Below are 15357 nucleotides of genomic sequence, written 5' to 3'. Positions count from 1 at the left end.
CCACAACGGTATGCTAAGAACAAAAATGCCGTTCACTCTTAAGTGAACGGCATTAGAGCACTAGGCTCGGTTTTTTGTATTCTACATTTACTCACAAGAGCAAAGCTATCAATTATAGATTGATATTACAGCTCAGCGTTGTGGTAAACCTGCTGAACGTCATCACAGTCGTCAAGCATGTCTAAGAACTTCTGGAACTTCTCAGAATCTTCTTCAGCTACTGGTGTAGTCGTTTGAGGAACGAAAGTGATTTCCTCAACGTCTAGCGTTAGCTCTGGGAACGCAGTGTTTAGTGCAGTCTTCGTTTTGAAGAACTCAGTCGTTGGAGCGAATACAGTGATTACACCGTCTTCTAGCTCAACGTCAGTCACGTCTACGTCTTCCATCATAAGCGTTTCTAGGATGATCTCGTCATCTTCGCCTTTGAACTGGAATACAGCTTGGTGAGCGAACATGTGAGAAACAGTACCTTCAACACCGATTTTCGCACCAGTCTTAACGAAACATTGGCGAACGTCTTGGAAAGTACGGTTGCCGTTGTCAGTTAGACAGTCAACGATTACGCTTGTGCCACCTGGGCCAAAACCTTCGTAACGAGCTGGTTGGAAGTCTTCACCGCCGCCGCCGTTCGCTTTATCGATCGCTTTGTCGATAACGTGAGCTGGTACTTGGTCTTTCTTCGCTTTAGCAATCAGGTGCTTAAGAGGTAGGTTCATGTCTGGGTCAGAGCTGCCGTTCTTAGCCAGTACGTAAATCTCTTTACCGTATTTAGAATAAACTTTAATTTTTGCGCCTGCAGTTTTCGCCATTGAGGCCTTGCGCACTTCAAAACTTCTTCCCATCGGGATCTTCTCTCTGATTCAATTAACGGTGCAAATTCTAGCAAATTACTGTGTCATTTCAATTCTACAGCACTGCTGGGCAAGGTTTGTCTGCGTTTATGCGACACCCATTACCCGTTTGTATTTTTCTACAGACTGATCAAACCAAGCCTTTTCTTCTGGGTCACCTAGCTTCATTGCTTCTTCAACAATGGCTTCAGGGCCACATTTCGCTTGCTTCAGTTTCCATACAAGAAACGATGCTTGCTTATCCAGTTCGATTTTATTTTTCTCACTGGGTGGAAGGAGTGAAAGGTTGATAGACATTGCTAGCCTTCGTCTGTAATACACTTGGCCGAGAAATATATCATAGAGCAGCCTCATAAAACCAATACTATGAGCAATAGTGGGGGTTGTAGGACGAGAAAGCAGCAAGTCGCTGATGCAGGTCAAGCTAGTTTGGGAAAGTGCGTTTAGCTCAAAGCACCAATAAGTTTGCACGATATAAGCCAGATCTCATATAAAATAAATAAGAAGAACACGGAGCGTCAATAACTGTGATCCTGTTTATTCCTCACTATCAGTGGGAACTCGCGTTAAGCCCTGCTTATTACTCACATTGAAAAACAAAGCAGCATCCCACGAAGACTCCATCAAATGAGAATAGATAGACATATTTTGTTTATTCTTATTTATAAGTAACTCTTTAATCGTGCCCAATGTGTTTGTGTTGGCATCAATCTGAGTCTGACAGTATTTAACAATAATGACAGGAGGAAGAGAGCCACCAACTCGAAATATGATGTATCCATCTCGTTCCAATTCCATACGAGAGTAGATTTTCATATTGTCAGGAGTTCCATCAATATCATTTATAATCTTCTTAAGCTTGCTATAAAACTCTAATCCATCACAAAAACATTTGTCATTAGCAATAAAACCATTGATTTCGTTAGTTTTATTACAATAATCCTCAACGGATTCAGGGGTAACTGGATACCGAGTCTCATTAATAATGTAACTACTTAAAGTTTTTAACAGCTCAGTCTCGCTCTTAGACAGTTTCATACCTAAGTCCAAAGCAACACTTACTAGGTTATGGCTATAAGCTCTGACCTTTTTTCAAGTAAATCTTTAGGCGCAGATATGAGTAATGACACAACCCCTGATTTAAGTAACAACTCAAGTGCATAGCCCAACATCAAAACACTCGATTTGTAAGCAGCATCTTTGATAGTTAAGACCTCAAAAACATCACTTGATGTGTAAGAGGTAGTAGTCATTAATGATTCAAGTTCTAGTGTTTTCTGATTGCCGTTTTCTCTAAGTAATTTCGCACTAATGAGTTTGCTATCTGCCTCTTTAACCCAATCAAATTTATTGAAGATCCCTTTTTCGCCACTCGATTTTAAAGGTGCTTTCATCAAAGTCCTACTGTCTCGATTCATGTATGTTTAGTTGACTGAATATTGATTTGTAATTGAAGCTTAGAATACCACTGAAATCCGGTCACTAGAGGCATAGTAAGTTGAAGTATGAGCGTATCACTCCTATTCCGGCAACAGATAGCGCGTGCTTCTGCCACCAGAACCAGATTTAACTAAGCAGCCATGCTCAATCAAAGCATTCAAATGACGTGTTGCAGTGGCACTACTTACCTTTGCTACCTTTTTATATTGACTAGCATTTATACCTTCTGAAAAATCACCATCGAGCATCCTATTCAACACTTTTACTTGCTCTGCCGTAAGCTTGGTTTGGTCGATGCTACGCCAATAGTTGGTCTTATATACAGTTTGGTCGACCTCAGCGAAAACCCCTGTAAACGTCTCGTCTAACGTATCTAAGAACCACATCAACCATTCGCTAATATCGAGTCCCCCTTTCTGGGTTCGCTCCAATATCTCGTAGTAATGCTTGCGGTTAGCGAGAATTCCCACCGACATCGCATAGAAGCGTACCGACTGCTGCTCGGCCTGTGCTAACGCCAAGTCGGTCAACAATCGAGTAATACGACCATTACCATCATCTAACGGGTGTAAGGTGATAAACCAAAGGTGAGTGATTGCGGCTCGCAATAGAGGATCGAGTGTGGCGTCGGTAAGTGAATCATTAAACCATTTGATAAATGTATCTAGCTCAGCATCAAGAATGTCTCGGCTAGGCGCTTCAAAGTGCACGGTTGGGCGGTCAATTCTTCCTGATACCACTTGCATCGGAGCGTCACCTCGTAGCTGACCTCCAACTACAGGGTTAAACATGGTGTAGCCTTGAGGAAACAGTCTATCGTGCCAATGTAAGATCCTATCAAGCGCTAGTGGCTCTGTTAGGTTCTGCACCGCATCCAACATAATTTCAGCTAGGCCATCGGTTTGTTCTGTCGTTGGAAAAGGTCGATCTTCACTGACACCGAGTTTATTGGCTAAAGAAGACCGGACCGAGAAAGCATTAAGCTTTTCTCCCTCAATCGCACTGGAATGGACTATGTTCGCTAATAAGGTGTCGAGCATGGTTTGGGATTGATCTGCCGACTGTGAGGTAATCTTGCCCAATAGAATGCCCTGATTAAGCCGTACTTCTCTTAACCTCACGCCTATTTTCTGATTATCCCAAACAAAGTTTGGCCAATTATCTTGCTGCCAAATCCACATATTAGACCCCATGATGCGAAAGTATCACTTATTCAACTCATACTATGAGCTGTTTAAGGCAATTATTCAACTCACATTATGAGCCGAATAATGAGTTAATCGCATCACAGAGGTTGCAAGAGTAACTCCTAACCTACAAAACTATTCACTCACCGCGAACACATCGCAGCGTGAGGCGCAGATGAAGTCATTTTTGTGCAGGCCTTTGATTGAGTGGCTCCACCAAGTGACGGTGACTTTGCCCCACTCCAATAAGATCGAAGGATGGTGGAACTCTTCTTCTGCCAGTTCTGACACTATGTTGCTGAATGCCCATGCTTGCTTGTAGTTCTTAAACTTGAACACCTTCTCAAGCTGCGGGATGCCGTCTCTTTCGATGATCTGCCAGTCTGACAACTCCAACAGTAAAGATTGTTGTTCATCTTCACTTAGGGCAATCGCGTCGATACTGCAGGCTTCGCATTTTTGTTCATTCAACATGTGTTGGTTCCTTGGGTTCAAAAAGTGGTGGTAGTAACCCCGCATCGATGGCGAGATCAGCTTGCTGTAATAGGTTTTCCTGACTGATTTTAAAGAGCTCAGATAGCTCGTCGATCACGTAATATTTCGGCTGCATGATGTCGATACGATAAGGCGTTCTTAAAACCGTTTGCAGATCGAACCGCTCGCGAACGGCCAAATCCCCTCCCAACGCATACATAGTTTCCGCTGGAGACGAAAGAATGCCACCGCCATAGATTTTCAGTTGTTGGCCTTCTTTTACTAAACCGAACTCAACCGTAAACCAATACAAACGGGCAAGATAAGCGCGCTGTTTAGATGTGGCGGCTTGGCCTAGTTTTCCATAATGCTCAGTGAAAGCCGCGAAATCGGCATTAGTGAGCATGGCACAATGGCCGAAAATTTCATGAAAGAAATCAGGTTCTTGTAAGTAATCGAACTCGTCTCGCGTTCTCAGAAATGTCGCAACTGGGAATTTCTTATTGGCGAGCAAATCAAAGAATCGGTCGAAATCGATCAATGCAGGCACAGGCTGAACTTGCCAACCGGTTGTTTCCATTAGCACTTTATTTATCTCTGGCAGCTGGGGAACTCTGTCTAATGGTAGATCCAGCAAGGTCAGACCGTGCAAATAGGCATCGCAAGCGCGGTCACTAATGACGTCCAGTTGCCTTTTCACCAAGTCGTGCCAAATGGCATCTTCTTCGAGGCTCCACTCAACCCATCCCTCTTGGCTCACGGGCTTAGAATGATATTGAGTCATTACACACCTCCTTTCGAATGTCTCACTTTAAGCCTATCTCCACTCCTTATAAGCGCCAATTTGCGCGATTTTTCGAAACAAGCGATCGTGTAACATTTTATTTACACAATTCCACCAAGCGCTTATTTTGCTGAACTTTTGACTTTGTAAAACCTAAATACCAGACTGAAAACGTTAACTTTTTGTTAAAGGTAAAGGAATGCACGAAAGCAATAAGCCCATTTGGCAGCCAAGCGAGCAGCGTATCGCCGATGCCAACTTAACCCGATTTATCGATAGCCTTGAACAGTCTGGGTTAAACCTAGATAGGGACGTAAAAAGCTACACCGAACTCCATCAATGGTCTGTGGAACATCCGGAATCATTTTGGCAAAACGTATGGCAGTTTTGTGGAGTAGTCGGCTCACAAGACTCTATTAACAAGGCAGAAAGCGAGACCATCAAAGCTCAAGGTGGGAGCCGCTGGCAGCAGCCTAAATCGAACCGTGATGCGGTTTGGTTTCCCAATGCACAAGTAAACTACGCCGAGAACTTGCTGCGTTTGGCACACACCATGCCTGATGAGCTTGCGATTTGGTTTGAAAATGAACGTGGCGAGCAGCAAAGCTACACATGGAAAACCTTGTGTGAGGAAGTCTCTAGTGTTCAACAGTGGCTCCTGGATTGTGGCGTGGAGCAAGGTGATGTAGTTGCCGCTTATACCCCTTATCTGCCACAAACCGTGGTCGCAATGCTAGCCGCCACCAGCTTAGGCGCGATTTGGACATCGACCTCGCCTGATTTTGGAGTAGAGAGTGTGATTGAGCGATTCGGACAGGTGAAACCTAAGGTGCTGTTCACCTGTGACGGTTACACCTTCAATGGCAAAACGTTCGATATGGCGGGCAAGAACCGTGAAATCATCGAACACTTAAACGAATTAAAACAGGTGTGTGAGATCGGTTATTTGAAACCGAGTAATGACTTAGAGAAGAGCGATTTAGAGAAGAAAAAAGTTGAACATGATGTGTCGATTCTAAGCTGGCACAGCATCATTAATCACTATCAGACAAAACCTCTTCGATTTACTCGTGTCGGCTTCAATGAACCGTTGTTCGTGCTCTATTCCTCCGGTACCACCGGAAAGCCAAAGTGTATTGTTCACTCGGTTGGTGGCACTACCATCAACCACCTAAAAGAGCATCAGCTTCATTGCGATATTAAACCGAGAGATCGCGTGTTCTACTACACCACTTGTGGTTGGATGATGTGGAACTGGCACGTATCTGCGCTCGCGAGCGGTGCTTGTTTGGTGATCTTTGATGGTAGCCCGGTTTATCCGCAACCCAATGTACTGTGGGACTTGGCACAGCGTGCAGACGTATCGACATTTGGCACCTCAGCCAAGTATCTAGAAGCGATTGAGAAGGCAGAACTCTCGCCGATCGACAGTCACTCTCTTCCTCACTTAAGAACACTGTGCTCGACCGGTTCTGTGCTTTATCCAGAACAGTTCGATTACGTCTACAAACACATCAAGCAAGACCTGCATTTAGCCTCAATTTCTGGAGGGACAGATATTTGTGGCTGCTTTGTTTTAGGTAATCCCATCTCGCCAGTGTATCGCGGTGAGTGCCAACAGGCCGGGCTCGGCGTCGACATCAAAGTGTTCAATTCGTCTGGCCACAAGGTTAATCATGAACGTGGCGAACTGGTGTGTACAAACTCCCTACCCAACTTCCCCGCTGGCTTTTGGAATGACACCGGAGAGCGCTATCACAGCACCTATTGGGATAGGTTCGATAATGTGTGGCATCACGGTGATGAAGTCGCACAGAGCGTGCATGGTGGCTACCTGTTCTACGGTCGAGGCGACACCACCCTCAACCCCGGTGGGGTAAGAATTGGGACTGCCGAGATCTACCAGCAAGTGAACACCATTGACGGCATCATCGATTCCATCGCCGTCGGTAAAGATGTCGACCGAAATGAGCAGATATGGCTGTTTGTTCAACTACAACAAGGTGTGGATCTAGATGATGGGCTACTGGCAGCCATCAAAAGCAAACTCAAATCTTCTTGTTCACCAAGGCATGTGCCAAGCCAGATATTTGCGATCAGCGATGTGCCAAAAACGCGCTCTGGCAAACTGGTGGAGTTGGCTGTGAAACAGGTGATCAATGGCAAAAATGTAGAAAACCTCGGGGCTATCGCTAACGCCGAGGTTTTGGAAGAGATAAAGAGTGTTGTTTCGCTTTAGTGTTGAGCCTTAGAAAGTGGCTAACTATCTCCGATTTTCATTTGGCTGTCAGATAACACCTAGAGTAAAGGCAGCCGATTGAAAACCGAATCGAAGCCACTATTAAAGCTCATGAACCCTCTCATCAGTTTGGCTTCGTGCCTTTTCTAAAGCTCTTAATGCGATCTGCTCATCATATTTAAAACAAAAATAGAAAATTAATCATTTTATAGCCAGAGATAATATTCACTAAAGACGAATCATTCATACCAAAAAAGCCTCCACCGCTAGATTGTATCCAAGCTTATGGATATTTAATCGAATTGCAATAACTCCTATTTCCACAGCTCCATTTCTAGTGAAATAATAATTTGATAACTATCACATTTAGGACGATTATTTTCCCATACTATCTCGGTATGTTAATTACTTAAGAGTGATTAAAAACTTAGTCACTGTTATTAATAAGCTTGAATTTAATTAGAAACAAGCGGTTAATCCCTACGTAAAATAAAATCATTATTAAATGATCGGAGACATTATCATGCGCATAGTATTAGCTTTAGGCGGTAACGCTCTTTTAGCAAGAGGCCAAGCATTAACGGCTGAGAACCAACGTGAAAATATAATCAAATCAGCGGCGAGTATTGCCGCGATCGCACGCGAGCATGAGATTGTTATCGTTCATGGTAATGGCCCACAAGTAGGTTTGTTGATGGAACAAAACGCGGCTTATAACGAATATTCGCCTGAGACGACCCCGTATCCAATGGATGTACTCGGCTCTCAAACCTGTGGCATGGTGGGCTATATGTTACAGCAAGAACTAAGAAACATTGACCCTGAATTAGACGTAGCGACGCTAGTCACGCAAACTGAAGTATGCAAAAAAGACCCTGCGTTTGCTAACCCAACTAAATTTGTTGGCCCTGTATATACAGAGCAACGAGCTAAAGAGTTAATGGCTCAAAGCACAATGCAGTTTAAAGCTGATGGCGAGTATTACCGTCGCGTTGTGCCTTCTCCTATGCCAAAAAGCATTGTTGAAATTCAGCAAATTGAAACTCTTCTAGATACAGAAAACCTTGTTATCGCTTGTGGCGGCGGTGGTGTTCCCGTGAGTATTGAGCATGGTAAGAGTACTGGCGTAGAGTGCGTAATTGACAAAGACCTTACGGCTGAATTACTGGCTGAAAAAATCCATGCCGACTTATTTATTATCTTAACCGATGGTTCGATTTTCCGTAACTATGGTAAAGAAGACCAAGCAGAAATGAAGCAAGCAACGCCTGCTGGTTTAGCAGAATTTTCATTCCCTGCTGGTTCTATGGGGCCAAAAATTGATGCCGTTTGTAAGTTCGTTGAAGCTGGATTGGGTAATGCGGCGATTGGTTCATTATTTGATTTAGATAAAATAATTACCAATGAAGCTGGTACTCTGATTACTAAAGGTGAAGGTATTTTTTATTATTAATATTATCGAATGATAATCACCACTAATATAAAACCTTGGGGTAAAGCCTTTTAATTAATAACAAGGCTTTTTATTAAATCCATATTAGTTCTAAACGAGATAAATATTCACACACTAACTGTATTTAATATATTTAATGTTGGAAACCGCTTCTTTCAAGAAGCGGTTTTGGCAGCGCAAGGGAAGAGTATTTGCATTTACATCAGTGAATCTACATGGACTCATTCGCATCCGCTTGGTTCTCTGGCATCGCGTCGATAAAAGCGGGTAACTGATTACACGCTTCGACAATTGAGTTAATCAGCGGATAAGGTGACATATCAACGCCAAAACGCAGCGCGTTATACACCTGTGGCACCAAGCAAATATCGACAATGCATGGTGAATCGGTGAGGCTATACACCGAATCACCGTGTGCTTTTCTGTGCTTTGCCAGTTTCTCTTCTAGAGCACGGAAACCTTGGTTCATCCAATGATGAAGCCAGTCCATTCTCGCCTCTTGCTCGCACGACAATTCCCGCTCCAAATACTGCAACACGCGCAGGTTGTTCAGAGGGTGAATTTCTATCGCAATATCCTGAGCCATTGCCAACGCTTGATAGCGCAATGGTGTTTGCTCGGGAATCAACAAGGAGTCTGGGCTGCTCTCACATAAATATCTTTCATCCAAGTATTGCAAAATAGTCAGCGACTGATTGAGTTTAACTTCACCATCCACCAGCACAGGCACTAACTCACTGGCGTTGAGCTCACAATATTGTGGATCATGCTGCTCGCCGCCATTACGCACCAAATGCACCGATTTAGACTCATAGTCGAGTTGCTTTAGGTTCAATCCAATACGCACCCGATAGGCGGCCGAAGAGCGCCAATAACCGTAAAGTGTCATGTTCTGATTCATACAATGATCTCGCTCGAGCTGAATCTTTATAATATGGGTTATAACGCTCGATATTGGCTAACTTTTTGGTCAATCGCACCAAAAATGGAATCACCCGCCGTATCAAACATCTCTAGGCGAATCGAGTCGCCAAACGACATGAATTGAGTCGAAGGTTTGCCATCGCGAATCGTCTCAATCATGCGCACCTCGGCAATGCATGAATAGCCCACGCCGCCCTCGGCAATTGAGGTGCCGTGGTCAGTGCCTTGCTTATTCGATACCGTGCCTGAACCTATGATCGCGCCTGCCGATAATGGTCGAGTTTTAGCTGCATGCACAACCAACTCTGCAAAATTGAAAGTCATATCTATACCGGCATTCGGACAACCAAAAGGCTGGTCGTTGTAGGTCGATATCAGCGGTAAATGTACCTTGCTGCCTTTCCACTGTTCGCCAAGCTCGTCAGGTGTGACTGCGACCGGGGAGAACGCCGAAGAAGGCTTAGACTGGAAAAAGCCAAAGCCTTTCGCGAGCTCTGCTGGAATCAAGCCACGCAGTGACACATCGTTCACCAACATCAGTAAACGAATCGAATCATGCGCTTGCTTGGCGCTGGCTCCCATTGGCACATCTCCGGTAACAACCGCAACTTCACCCTCGAAATCAATACCCCATTCGTCGCTGGCAAACTCAATATTGTCACGCGGCCCGATAAACGCATCTGAGCCGCCTTGGTACATGAGTGGATCAACCCAGAAGCTTTCTGGCATTTCAGCACCACGAGCCTTACGCACCAGTTCAACGTGGTTTACATAAGCGCTGCCGTCTGCCCATTGATAAGCGCGTGGAAGAGGCGATTCACAATACTGAGGTGCAAACACTTCACTGCCTGTGACATGTCCGTTGTTTAACGAGGTGTATAACTCTTGTAACTGAGAAGCCACGCTGTCCCAGTTATCCAATGCTACCTGCATGGTTGGCGCTAGATGCATCGCATGGAAAATTTCGGTTGCAGCTACACATTGTTTAAGATCTTTACTTACGACCATCAATAGACCGTCGCGAGTGCCATTTTTCTTGGTTGCTAATTTCATCCTTGTCCCTTACTTCTTATCGTCAGCCATGGTTTGAGAACCTGTCTCTTGCAAACCAGTGTCTTGCCAACTGTAGACATATTCTTTGTTCTCAACGCTATCGAGTTCATCAGAGAACTGCAGCGCGTGGCGAGTATCGATCATCACCGCCACTTCATCGGTAAACTTCTTCTTGTGCGCTTGCCCTGCCTTAAAGGCTTTAGGGTGAGGCCCATGCGTAAACCCAGCCGGATGGAAGGTCACCATGCCCGCCTCAATGTTATCGCGACTGAAGAAGTCACCTGCGTGATAGAACAGCACTTCGTCGTAATCATCGTTGTTGTGGTAGAACGGCACTTTTAACGCCCCAGGATCGCTCTCAATCGGGCGTGGCACAAAGGTGCACACCACAAAGCCTGCGCCAACAAAAGTCGTGTGTGCAGACGGTGGCAAGTGGTAGCGATGTGACATCAGCGGTCTGATATCGCGCCAGTTCACTTTCACCACAGCCAAGTCACCATGCCAGCCAATCGCGTCTAAAGGATTGAACGGATAAGTGATCACGCTGACTTTGTCGTGGCGTTTTACCTGAACTTGAGTTTGATCTTCTGAATACTGAGCGCGGAATTGATCGTTGATCGATGGTATTTCAAGAACCGCTGGATCAAACACCGCGTGATTGCCGACCATGCCTTTCTCTGGCAAGGAGTAAGCCGCGTCTGTGTTCTCAATCATCAAGATAAATATCGGCTCGCTTGGCTCTAAACGCCAGTTGGTCGAGCGCGGGATCATCACGTAATCCCCTTCACTCACCTCTAGATGACCATAGTCACAATAGAGATCGGCGCTGCCTTGATGAATGAACAGCAGCTCATCACCGTCGGAATTACGCACCAAGAAATCCATCTTCTCGTCCATGCGCCACACACGAATTTTGCAGTCCGCATTATGCAAAAGATGAGGCACAGCCCAAGGCGTTATCTGGCTGGCTTTTTCCACCAGCGTGAAATCAAAAGCGCGAGGGCGCAGATCACCCTCCCACTCCGACCAACCTGTTGGGGCATGTTGGTGATGAAAGTGAGCCGCTGGGCCGAAGAACCCACTTCGGCCCGCCTCTCGCTCATAAATTGCCTCTTCGGGAAAATCGGCGTGCGCTTGTTTAGAGCACACACCCTCCCGATGAGGAAACGAGATCCATTTATGCATCGTCTAATACTCCTCGACGAATCTGGTCCTCTTCAATCGATTCAAACAGCGCTTTGAAGTTACCTTCGCCAAAGCCTTCATTACCTTTACGCTGAATGATTTCAAAGAACACAGGCCCGATTACCGTCTGTGTGAAAATTTGCAGCAAGATGCCGTCTTTGGTCGGCGCACCATCAATCAGAACGCGTAGGTCACGCAACAGATCGGTATCTTCCCGGTGGCCTTTTACACGATCGTCAACTTTCTCATAGTAGGTATCTGGGGTTGGCATAAAGTCCATGCCGCGATCACGCAGGGTTTTCACCGTTTTGTAGATGTCATCCGTAGCAAGCGCGATGTGTTGGATACCTTCGCCGTTGTATTCACGAATGAACTCTTCAATTTGTGATTTGTCATCTGAAGACTCATTGATTGGAATACGGATCTTGCCACATGGTGAGGTCATGGCACGGCTCACAAGGCCTGTCAGCTTACCTTCAATGTCGAAGTAGCGAATCTCACGAAAGTTACCGATACGCTCATAAAAACCAGACCACAGATCCATATTGCCTTGTTTCACGTTGTGCGTGAGGTGATCGATCTCATAAAGGCCTACGTCGGCTTTCGCCATGCGCTCTTGCGCGTCATCATAGAATCGGAAATCAACGTCGTAGATGCTCTGCTTGCCGTAACGGTCTACGAAATAAAGCAAACTTTCACCAATACCGTAAATAGCAGGAATGCTCAGCTCCATTGGCCCGATTTCTGTCTTGTACTCTTCACCACCACCGCTAGACGCCTGCGTCATTGCCGTGGTTGCATCGTTAACACGAAACGCCATGCCACACACCGATGGGCCGTGAACTTTAGCGAACGCTTCCGCTTGGCTGTGTGGTTGTTCATTGACGATAAAATTGATATCACCTTGTCGATACAGCCAAGCTTCTTTTGAGCGGTGCTTGGCTATCTCAGCAAAACCAAGTGACACAAACAGTGCTTTAAGTTGCTCAATTCCCTTGTGGTCAACGGCCGTGTATTCAACAAACTCGAATCCATCCGTGCCAAGCGGGTTGTATGTATCCACCATGAACTTTCTCCTTGTACCTATTGGTTTTGTATTACGTGTTTTTTGTCCTTAATTAAATTTGGCCCACAAGCGGAAAGATTGGAATGCATCGAAGGAAATGGGCAATAACGCTAAAAACCCGTCAAATTGTAAAATAATTGTTACACACAAACCCTCACAACAGGAAAGTGAGTGCTATCAAGGGATTGAAGAGTGGTGGTTTGATTTACAGCAAAGCAAGAGATGTTACTTAATTGTTACAAGTGATTTTTTTGGCTAAAGCAGAAAGAGATAAGTGTATGTTGAACGTAAAAAGAGCATCACAAAACAGGTGATGCTCTTTTAAAAAGCTTCATATCCCAGCGGTATTCTTATGGGACGAAGTATCAAACCTAACCCATTACTTTAATGGTTGACGGTCAAATAGAGGTTGTTTCTCTCGTGAGCACGTCATCAATTTAGGCAATCACAGAACGAGACTTTTTCAAGCGAACTGAAAGCACGGACATTAAACTGATAAGCACCAATAGCCCGGTACCGGCACCACTACGTTCAACATCTTCAGCGCTATCATCACTTCTTTCAGCAATGTCTTCACTTGTTGCTCCAGATATCGGGATAAGTTTTACAGCCACCACCCTCTCGTCACCTACTCCATCATTACAATAAGCAAAGTGTGCGGTTGAATCATAAGCCATAGAAGAGGAGCTACTTTCACTCGCAAAACATTGTATTGCCGTCCCTGAGATAACACCCGCGTCATTAATGTCGGTTGCGTCCAATATTCTAAAGTGGTTGTTGGCATCACTGTCGTCACCACCGTTAGTTAGGTCGTCTAACCACCAAGCTTGATCATTATATCTTGCACGTCTATCAGCATCGGTACCAGTGTCGTTATAAGGGAAAATGAAGCCGCGATGCCTTCTTTCATGTCCGTCTACTTCAGCGTGAGTTTCGGCGTCAACATAGCCAACGATTTCATTGTAGCTGTTGATCTCACTTGCTTTTCCCTCTGCACTGTCAAAGAAAATGTCTTCACCTAAACTTGCGAAGAATGTGGCTGTTGGCGTTGTGTCATTCGCATCAGCGACGAACATACGATTATCAGACACACGATCCGACGGATAATCACCATCTCTTTTTGCATAACCAATAACCATCATGTTTTCATTAATGTCTGTTGCGACAGAATTACTGTGAATGTATGAATCACTCACTTCTACCGTCGCATTAGCGATAAATGTAGTCGTCCAAGCATTTTCCGAAACGCTGAAATTTGACGTACTGCTTGGCCTAAACACAGCAGCCTGCATAAGAAAGTTATCTGAATCATCTAGTTCCGTATTGTAACCAACTAAAACAGGATAAGAGCTATATGTCCCTCTAGACGAAATCGTTGCAGCCCTCACACTCGCTTGTGCTGAAGCTTCATCATCGTTGTAAGAGTAATAGGTCGAACTGGTTTCCCAATCGGATACTGCAAAACGGTTTCCATCATCATTGGGACCATTCGCATCGGTTATATTCCAGACAAAAGCTCGATTAGCAAAAGCAAAGTTCTGACACTCTGGATATAAAGCAGGCTCAATATCTTCATCGATACAATTATCTAGATCCTCAGCATCACTGTCGGATGTGTACGGAGAGTCATAATCTTTGTATCCATCACTGTAATAAAAAGTCGCAACGGACGCGCTTCCGACCACATAGCTTTCCCCTCCATAACTGAAAGAGTCAAAAGCCATCGTTCTTCCCATTTGGGAGATTATATTCGCTTCGCCGTCAGCATCGCTGATCGTAATGCTGGTATCGGCTTCAGGTTGGAGAACCGTAAATTCAGTGCCTGTATCGTAGTAACCACGCTGCCTATACAACTGAATATATTGGTTGTTATAACTGTAGTAACCACTGCTGGTGTTACCAAGAACAAAACCATTCTCGTCAACTTTAGTGATGACCTTCTCCTCTGTTCCATCAACAAAGGAATAACTATAACTGCTCACATCAGGTGGGTTGCTGCCAACATCTGGGATCTCGCTTAGCGAAGAAGAATCATAAAAAGCCGTGGAATTGGTCTGATAGCTCAGCCCGTAATACGCATCACGCTCATTTTTCAAGCCTCCAATGCCCGCATCATCATCGCCATACCACAATAAAGAACTCCAAGCTTCACAAGTCGCGTAGCCAAGTTCACTTGTGCAGTAGCTATAGATATCGTCATAATCCAAATAGTAGAACGTGTTATCGATACCAAAAGGGACCTCCTCTTTAAAGGAAAAACCTGGTTCTGCATTTTGAGCTTCCCCTGCGAATGCGTAATCGGTGTCACCACAACTGGTACTAAAGCAATCCGTTGTACCAAGCTCTGGTTCAACTGCAACCCCATACACCGATTCCGTTTCTACTGGTGATTCCTCCAAAACCACCCTATAAAGAGCAGCGTTACTATAAGAAGCAACCAACAACGTAGAAGAGACAACGACTGATTTTTTTACCATTGCCTTCATTCTACGGCTCCTAAAAAATAATCCATTTCAATACCAACGATAGCTTTCTGCCTTTATTGCTAAAGGCATTAAATTCATGAGTTCAATAATGGACTAGGATAAAAATAGAAAATGTGGAAACTATGTAGAAACAATGGAGGTTTAAACAACCTGACTTGATGGGCTGATGAACTGATGCCCTATTAAAGTTAAACGCTAACTTTCATCTCCTAGAT

At 44.8% G+C, this 15357-nt stretch carries 14 protein-coding genes; 2 read left to right on the top strand and 12 right to left on the bottom strand.

The genetic code is table 11. The features are described 5' to 3' along the window. Positions 1 to 125: 125 nt before the first annotated feature. The 7 genes from AB6E78_RS12935 to phhA form a co-directional block, all read right to left on the bottom strand. Positions 126 to 842: a YebC/PmpR family DNA-binding transcriptional regulator gene (locus tag AB6E78_RS12935; protein WP_017057670.1), complete on the bottom strand. Its 717-nt coding sequence runs from the start codon at positions 840 to 842 to the stop codon at positions 126 to 128. A 96-nt stretch (positions 843 to 938) separates the two neighbouring features. Further along, positions 939 to 1148 (bottom strand): DUF3283 family protein, encoded by a 210-nt coding sequence (locus tag AB6E78_RS12930; RefSeq protein WP_004732615.1) that lies wholly within the window; start codon positions 1146 to 1148, stop codon positions 939 to 941. Positions 1149 to 1388: 240 nt separating this feature from the next. After that, a complete protein-coding gene (locus AB6E78_RS12925) occupies positions 1389 to 1889 on the bottom strand; it encodes a hypothetical protein (RefSeq protein WP_372133761.1) in 501 nt (166 codons plus the stop codon). Positions 1890 to 1912: 23 nt separating this feature from the next. Then, positions 1913 to 2245 carry a hypothetical protein gene (locus AB6E78_RS12920; protein WP_372133760.1) on the bottom strand — a complete coding sequence of 111 codons (333 nt, stop codon included), beginning with the start codon at positions 2243 to 2245 and terminating at the stop codon, positions 1913 to 1915. A 126-nt stretch (positions 2246 to 2371) separates the two neighbouring features. Continuing rightward, positions 2372 to 3472 (bottom strand): Fic family protein, encoded by a 1101-nt coding sequence (locus AB6E78_RS12915; protein ID WP_372133759.1) that lies wholly within the window; start codon positions 3470 to 3472, stop codon positions 2372 to 2374. A gap of 141 nt (positions 3473 to 3613) precedes the next feature. Continuing rightward, positions 3614 to 3952: a 4a-hydroxytetrahydrobiopterin dehydratase gene (locus AB6E78_RS12910; RefSeq protein ID WP_017065112.1), complete on the bottom strand. Its 339-nt coding sequence runs from the start codon at positions 3950 to 3952 to the stop codon at positions 3614 to 3616. After that, a complete protein-coding gene (gene phhA / locus AB6E78_RS12905) occupies positions 3942 to 4736 on the bottom strand; it encodes a phenylalanine 4-monooxygenase (RefSeq protein WP_017066732.1) in 795 nt (264 codons plus the stop codon). Before phhA ends, AB6E78_RS12910 begins: the two co-directional genes overlap by 11 nt. A gap of 199 nt (positions 4737 to 4935) precedes the next feature. Here phhA and AB6E78_RS12900 point away from each other — a divergent pair, with 199 nt between their 5' ends. Together AB6E78_RS12900 and AB6E78_RS12895 are read left to right on the top strand one after the other, a co-directional pair. Continuing rightward, a complete protein-coding gene (locus tag AB6E78_RS12900) occupies positions 4936 to 6975 on the top strand; it encodes an acetoacetate--CoA ligase (protein WP_372133758.1) in 2040 nt (679 codons plus the stop codon). Positions 6976 to 7498: 523 nt separating this feature from the next. Further along, positions 7499 to 8428 carry a carbamate kinase gene (locus AB6E78_RS12895; RefSeq protein WP_371724785.1) on the top strand — a complete coding sequence of 310 codons (930 nt, stop codon included), beginning with the start codon at positions 7499 to 7501 and terminating at the stop codon, positions 8426 to 8428. 211 nt (positions 8429 to 8639) lie between these two features. On the opposite strand, the gene maiA is transcribed toward AB6E78_RS12895, so the two are convergent. From maiA to AB6E78_RS12870, 5 genes are all read right to left on the bottom strand, one after another. After that, positions 8640 to 9329: a maleylacetoacetate isomerase gene (gene maiA / locus AB6E78_RS12890; RefSeq protein ID WP_372133757.1), complete on the bottom strand. Its 690-nt coding sequence runs from the start codon at positions 9327 to 9329 to the stop codon at positions 8640 to 8642. A 38-nt stretch (positions 9330 to 9367) separates the two neighbouring features. After that, positions 9368 to 10405 (bottom strand): fumarylacetoacetate hydrolase family protein, encoded by a 1038-nt coding sequence (locus AB6E78_RS12885; protein ID WP_372133756.1) that lies wholly within the window; start codon positions 10403 to 10405, stop codon positions 9368 to 9370. Between the two features lie 9 nt (positions 10406 to 10414). After that, the gene (locus AB6E78_RS12880; protein WP_372055626.1) at positions 10415 to 11590 is read right to left on the bottom strand and encodes a homogentisate 1,2-dioxygenase; all 1176 of its coding nucleotides are present in this window, start codon (positions 11588 to 11590) and stop codon (positions 10415 to 10417) included. Continuing rightward, positions 11583 to 12656 (bottom strand): 4-hydroxyphenylpyruvate dioxygenase, encoded by a 1074-nt coding sequence (gene hppD, locus AB6E78_RS12875; RefSeq protein WP_102397962.1) that lies wholly within the window; start codon positions 12654 to 12656, stop codon positions 11583 to 11585. Before hppD ends, AB6E78_RS12880 begins: the two co-directional genes overlap by 8 nt. A 437-nt stretch (positions 12657 to 13093) precedes the next feature. Then, entirely contained in the window at positions 13094 to 15142 is a 2049-nt protein-coding gene (locus AB6E78_RS12870; RefSeq protein ID WP_065584491.1) for a DUF3466 family protein, read from the bottom strand. Between the last annotated feature and the right edge of the window lie 215 nt (positions 15143 to 15357).

Origin of the sequence: Vibrio sp. 10N.247.310.98 (genome assembly GCF_041467395.1) — a bacterium.
In the GTDB taxonomy this organism is placed as follows: domain Bacteria; phylum Pseudomonadota; class Gammaproteobacteria; order Enterobacterales; family Vibrionaceae; genus Vibrio; species Vibrio crassostreae_C.
This window is presented reverse-complemented; position numbering and strand designations above follow the sequence as displayed.

Excerpts from the sequence above, each read along its gene's own strand:
- AB6E78_RS12880 (WP_372055626.1), bottom strand. The coding sequence starts at position 11,590 with ATGCATAAATGGATCTCGTTTCCTCATCGGGAGGGTGTGTGCTCTAAA.
- AB6E78_RS12895 (WP_371724785.1), top strand. The coding sequence starts at position 7,499 with ATGCGCATAGTATTAGCTTTAGGCGGTAACGCTCTTTTAGCAAGAGGC.
- AB6E78_RS12910 (WP_017065112.1), bottom strand. The coding sequence starts at position 3,952 with ATGTTGAATGAACAAAAATGCGAAGCCTGCAGTATCGACGCGATTGCC.
- AB6E78_RS12885 (WP_372133756.1), bottom strand. The coding sequence starts at position 10,405 with ATGAAATTAGCAACCAAGAAAAATGGCACTCGCGACGGTCTATTGATG.
- AB6E78_RS12925 (WP_372133761.1), bottom strand. The coding sequence starts at position 1,889 with ATGAAACTGTCTAAGAGCGAGACTGAGCTGTTAAAAACTTTAAGTAGT.
- maiA (WP_372133757.1), bottom strand. The coding sequence starts at position 9,329 with ATGAATCAGAACATGACACTTTACGGTTATTGGCGCTCTTCGGCCGCC.
- hppD (WP_102397962.1), bottom strand. The coding sequence starts at position 12,656 with ATGGTGGATACATACAACCCGCTTGGCACGGATGGATTCGAGTTTGTT.
- AB6E78_RS12920 (WP_372133760.1), bottom strand. The coding sequence starts at position 2,245 with ATGAAAGCACCTTTAAAATCGAGTGGCGAAAAAGGGATCTTCAATAAA.
- AB6E78_RS12930 (WP_004732615.1), bottom strand. The coding sequence starts at position 1,148 with ATGTCTATCAACCTTTCACTCCTTCCACCCAGTGAGAAAAATAAAATC.
- AB6E78_RS12935 (WP_017057670.1), bottom strand. The coding sequence starts at position 842 with ATGGGAAGAAGTTTTGAAGTGCGCAAGGCCTCAATGGCGAAAACTGCA.
- phhA (WP_017066732.1), bottom strand. The coding sequence starts at position 4,736 with ATGACTCAATATCATTCTAAGCCCGTGAGCCAAGAGGGATGGGTTGAG.
- AB6E78_RS12900 (WP_372133758.1), top strand. The coding sequence starts at position 4,936 with ATGCACGAAAGCAATAAGCCCATTTGGCAGCCAAGCGAGCAGCGTATC.
- AB6E78_RS12915 (WP_372133759.1), bottom strand. The coding sequence starts at position 3,472 with ATGTGGATTTGGCAGCAAGATAATTGGCCAAACTTTGTTTGGGATAAT.
- AB6E78_RS12870 (WP_065584491.1), bottom strand. The coding sequence starts at position 15,142 with ATGAAGGCAATGGTAAAAAAATCAGTCGTTGTCTCTTCTACGTTGTTG.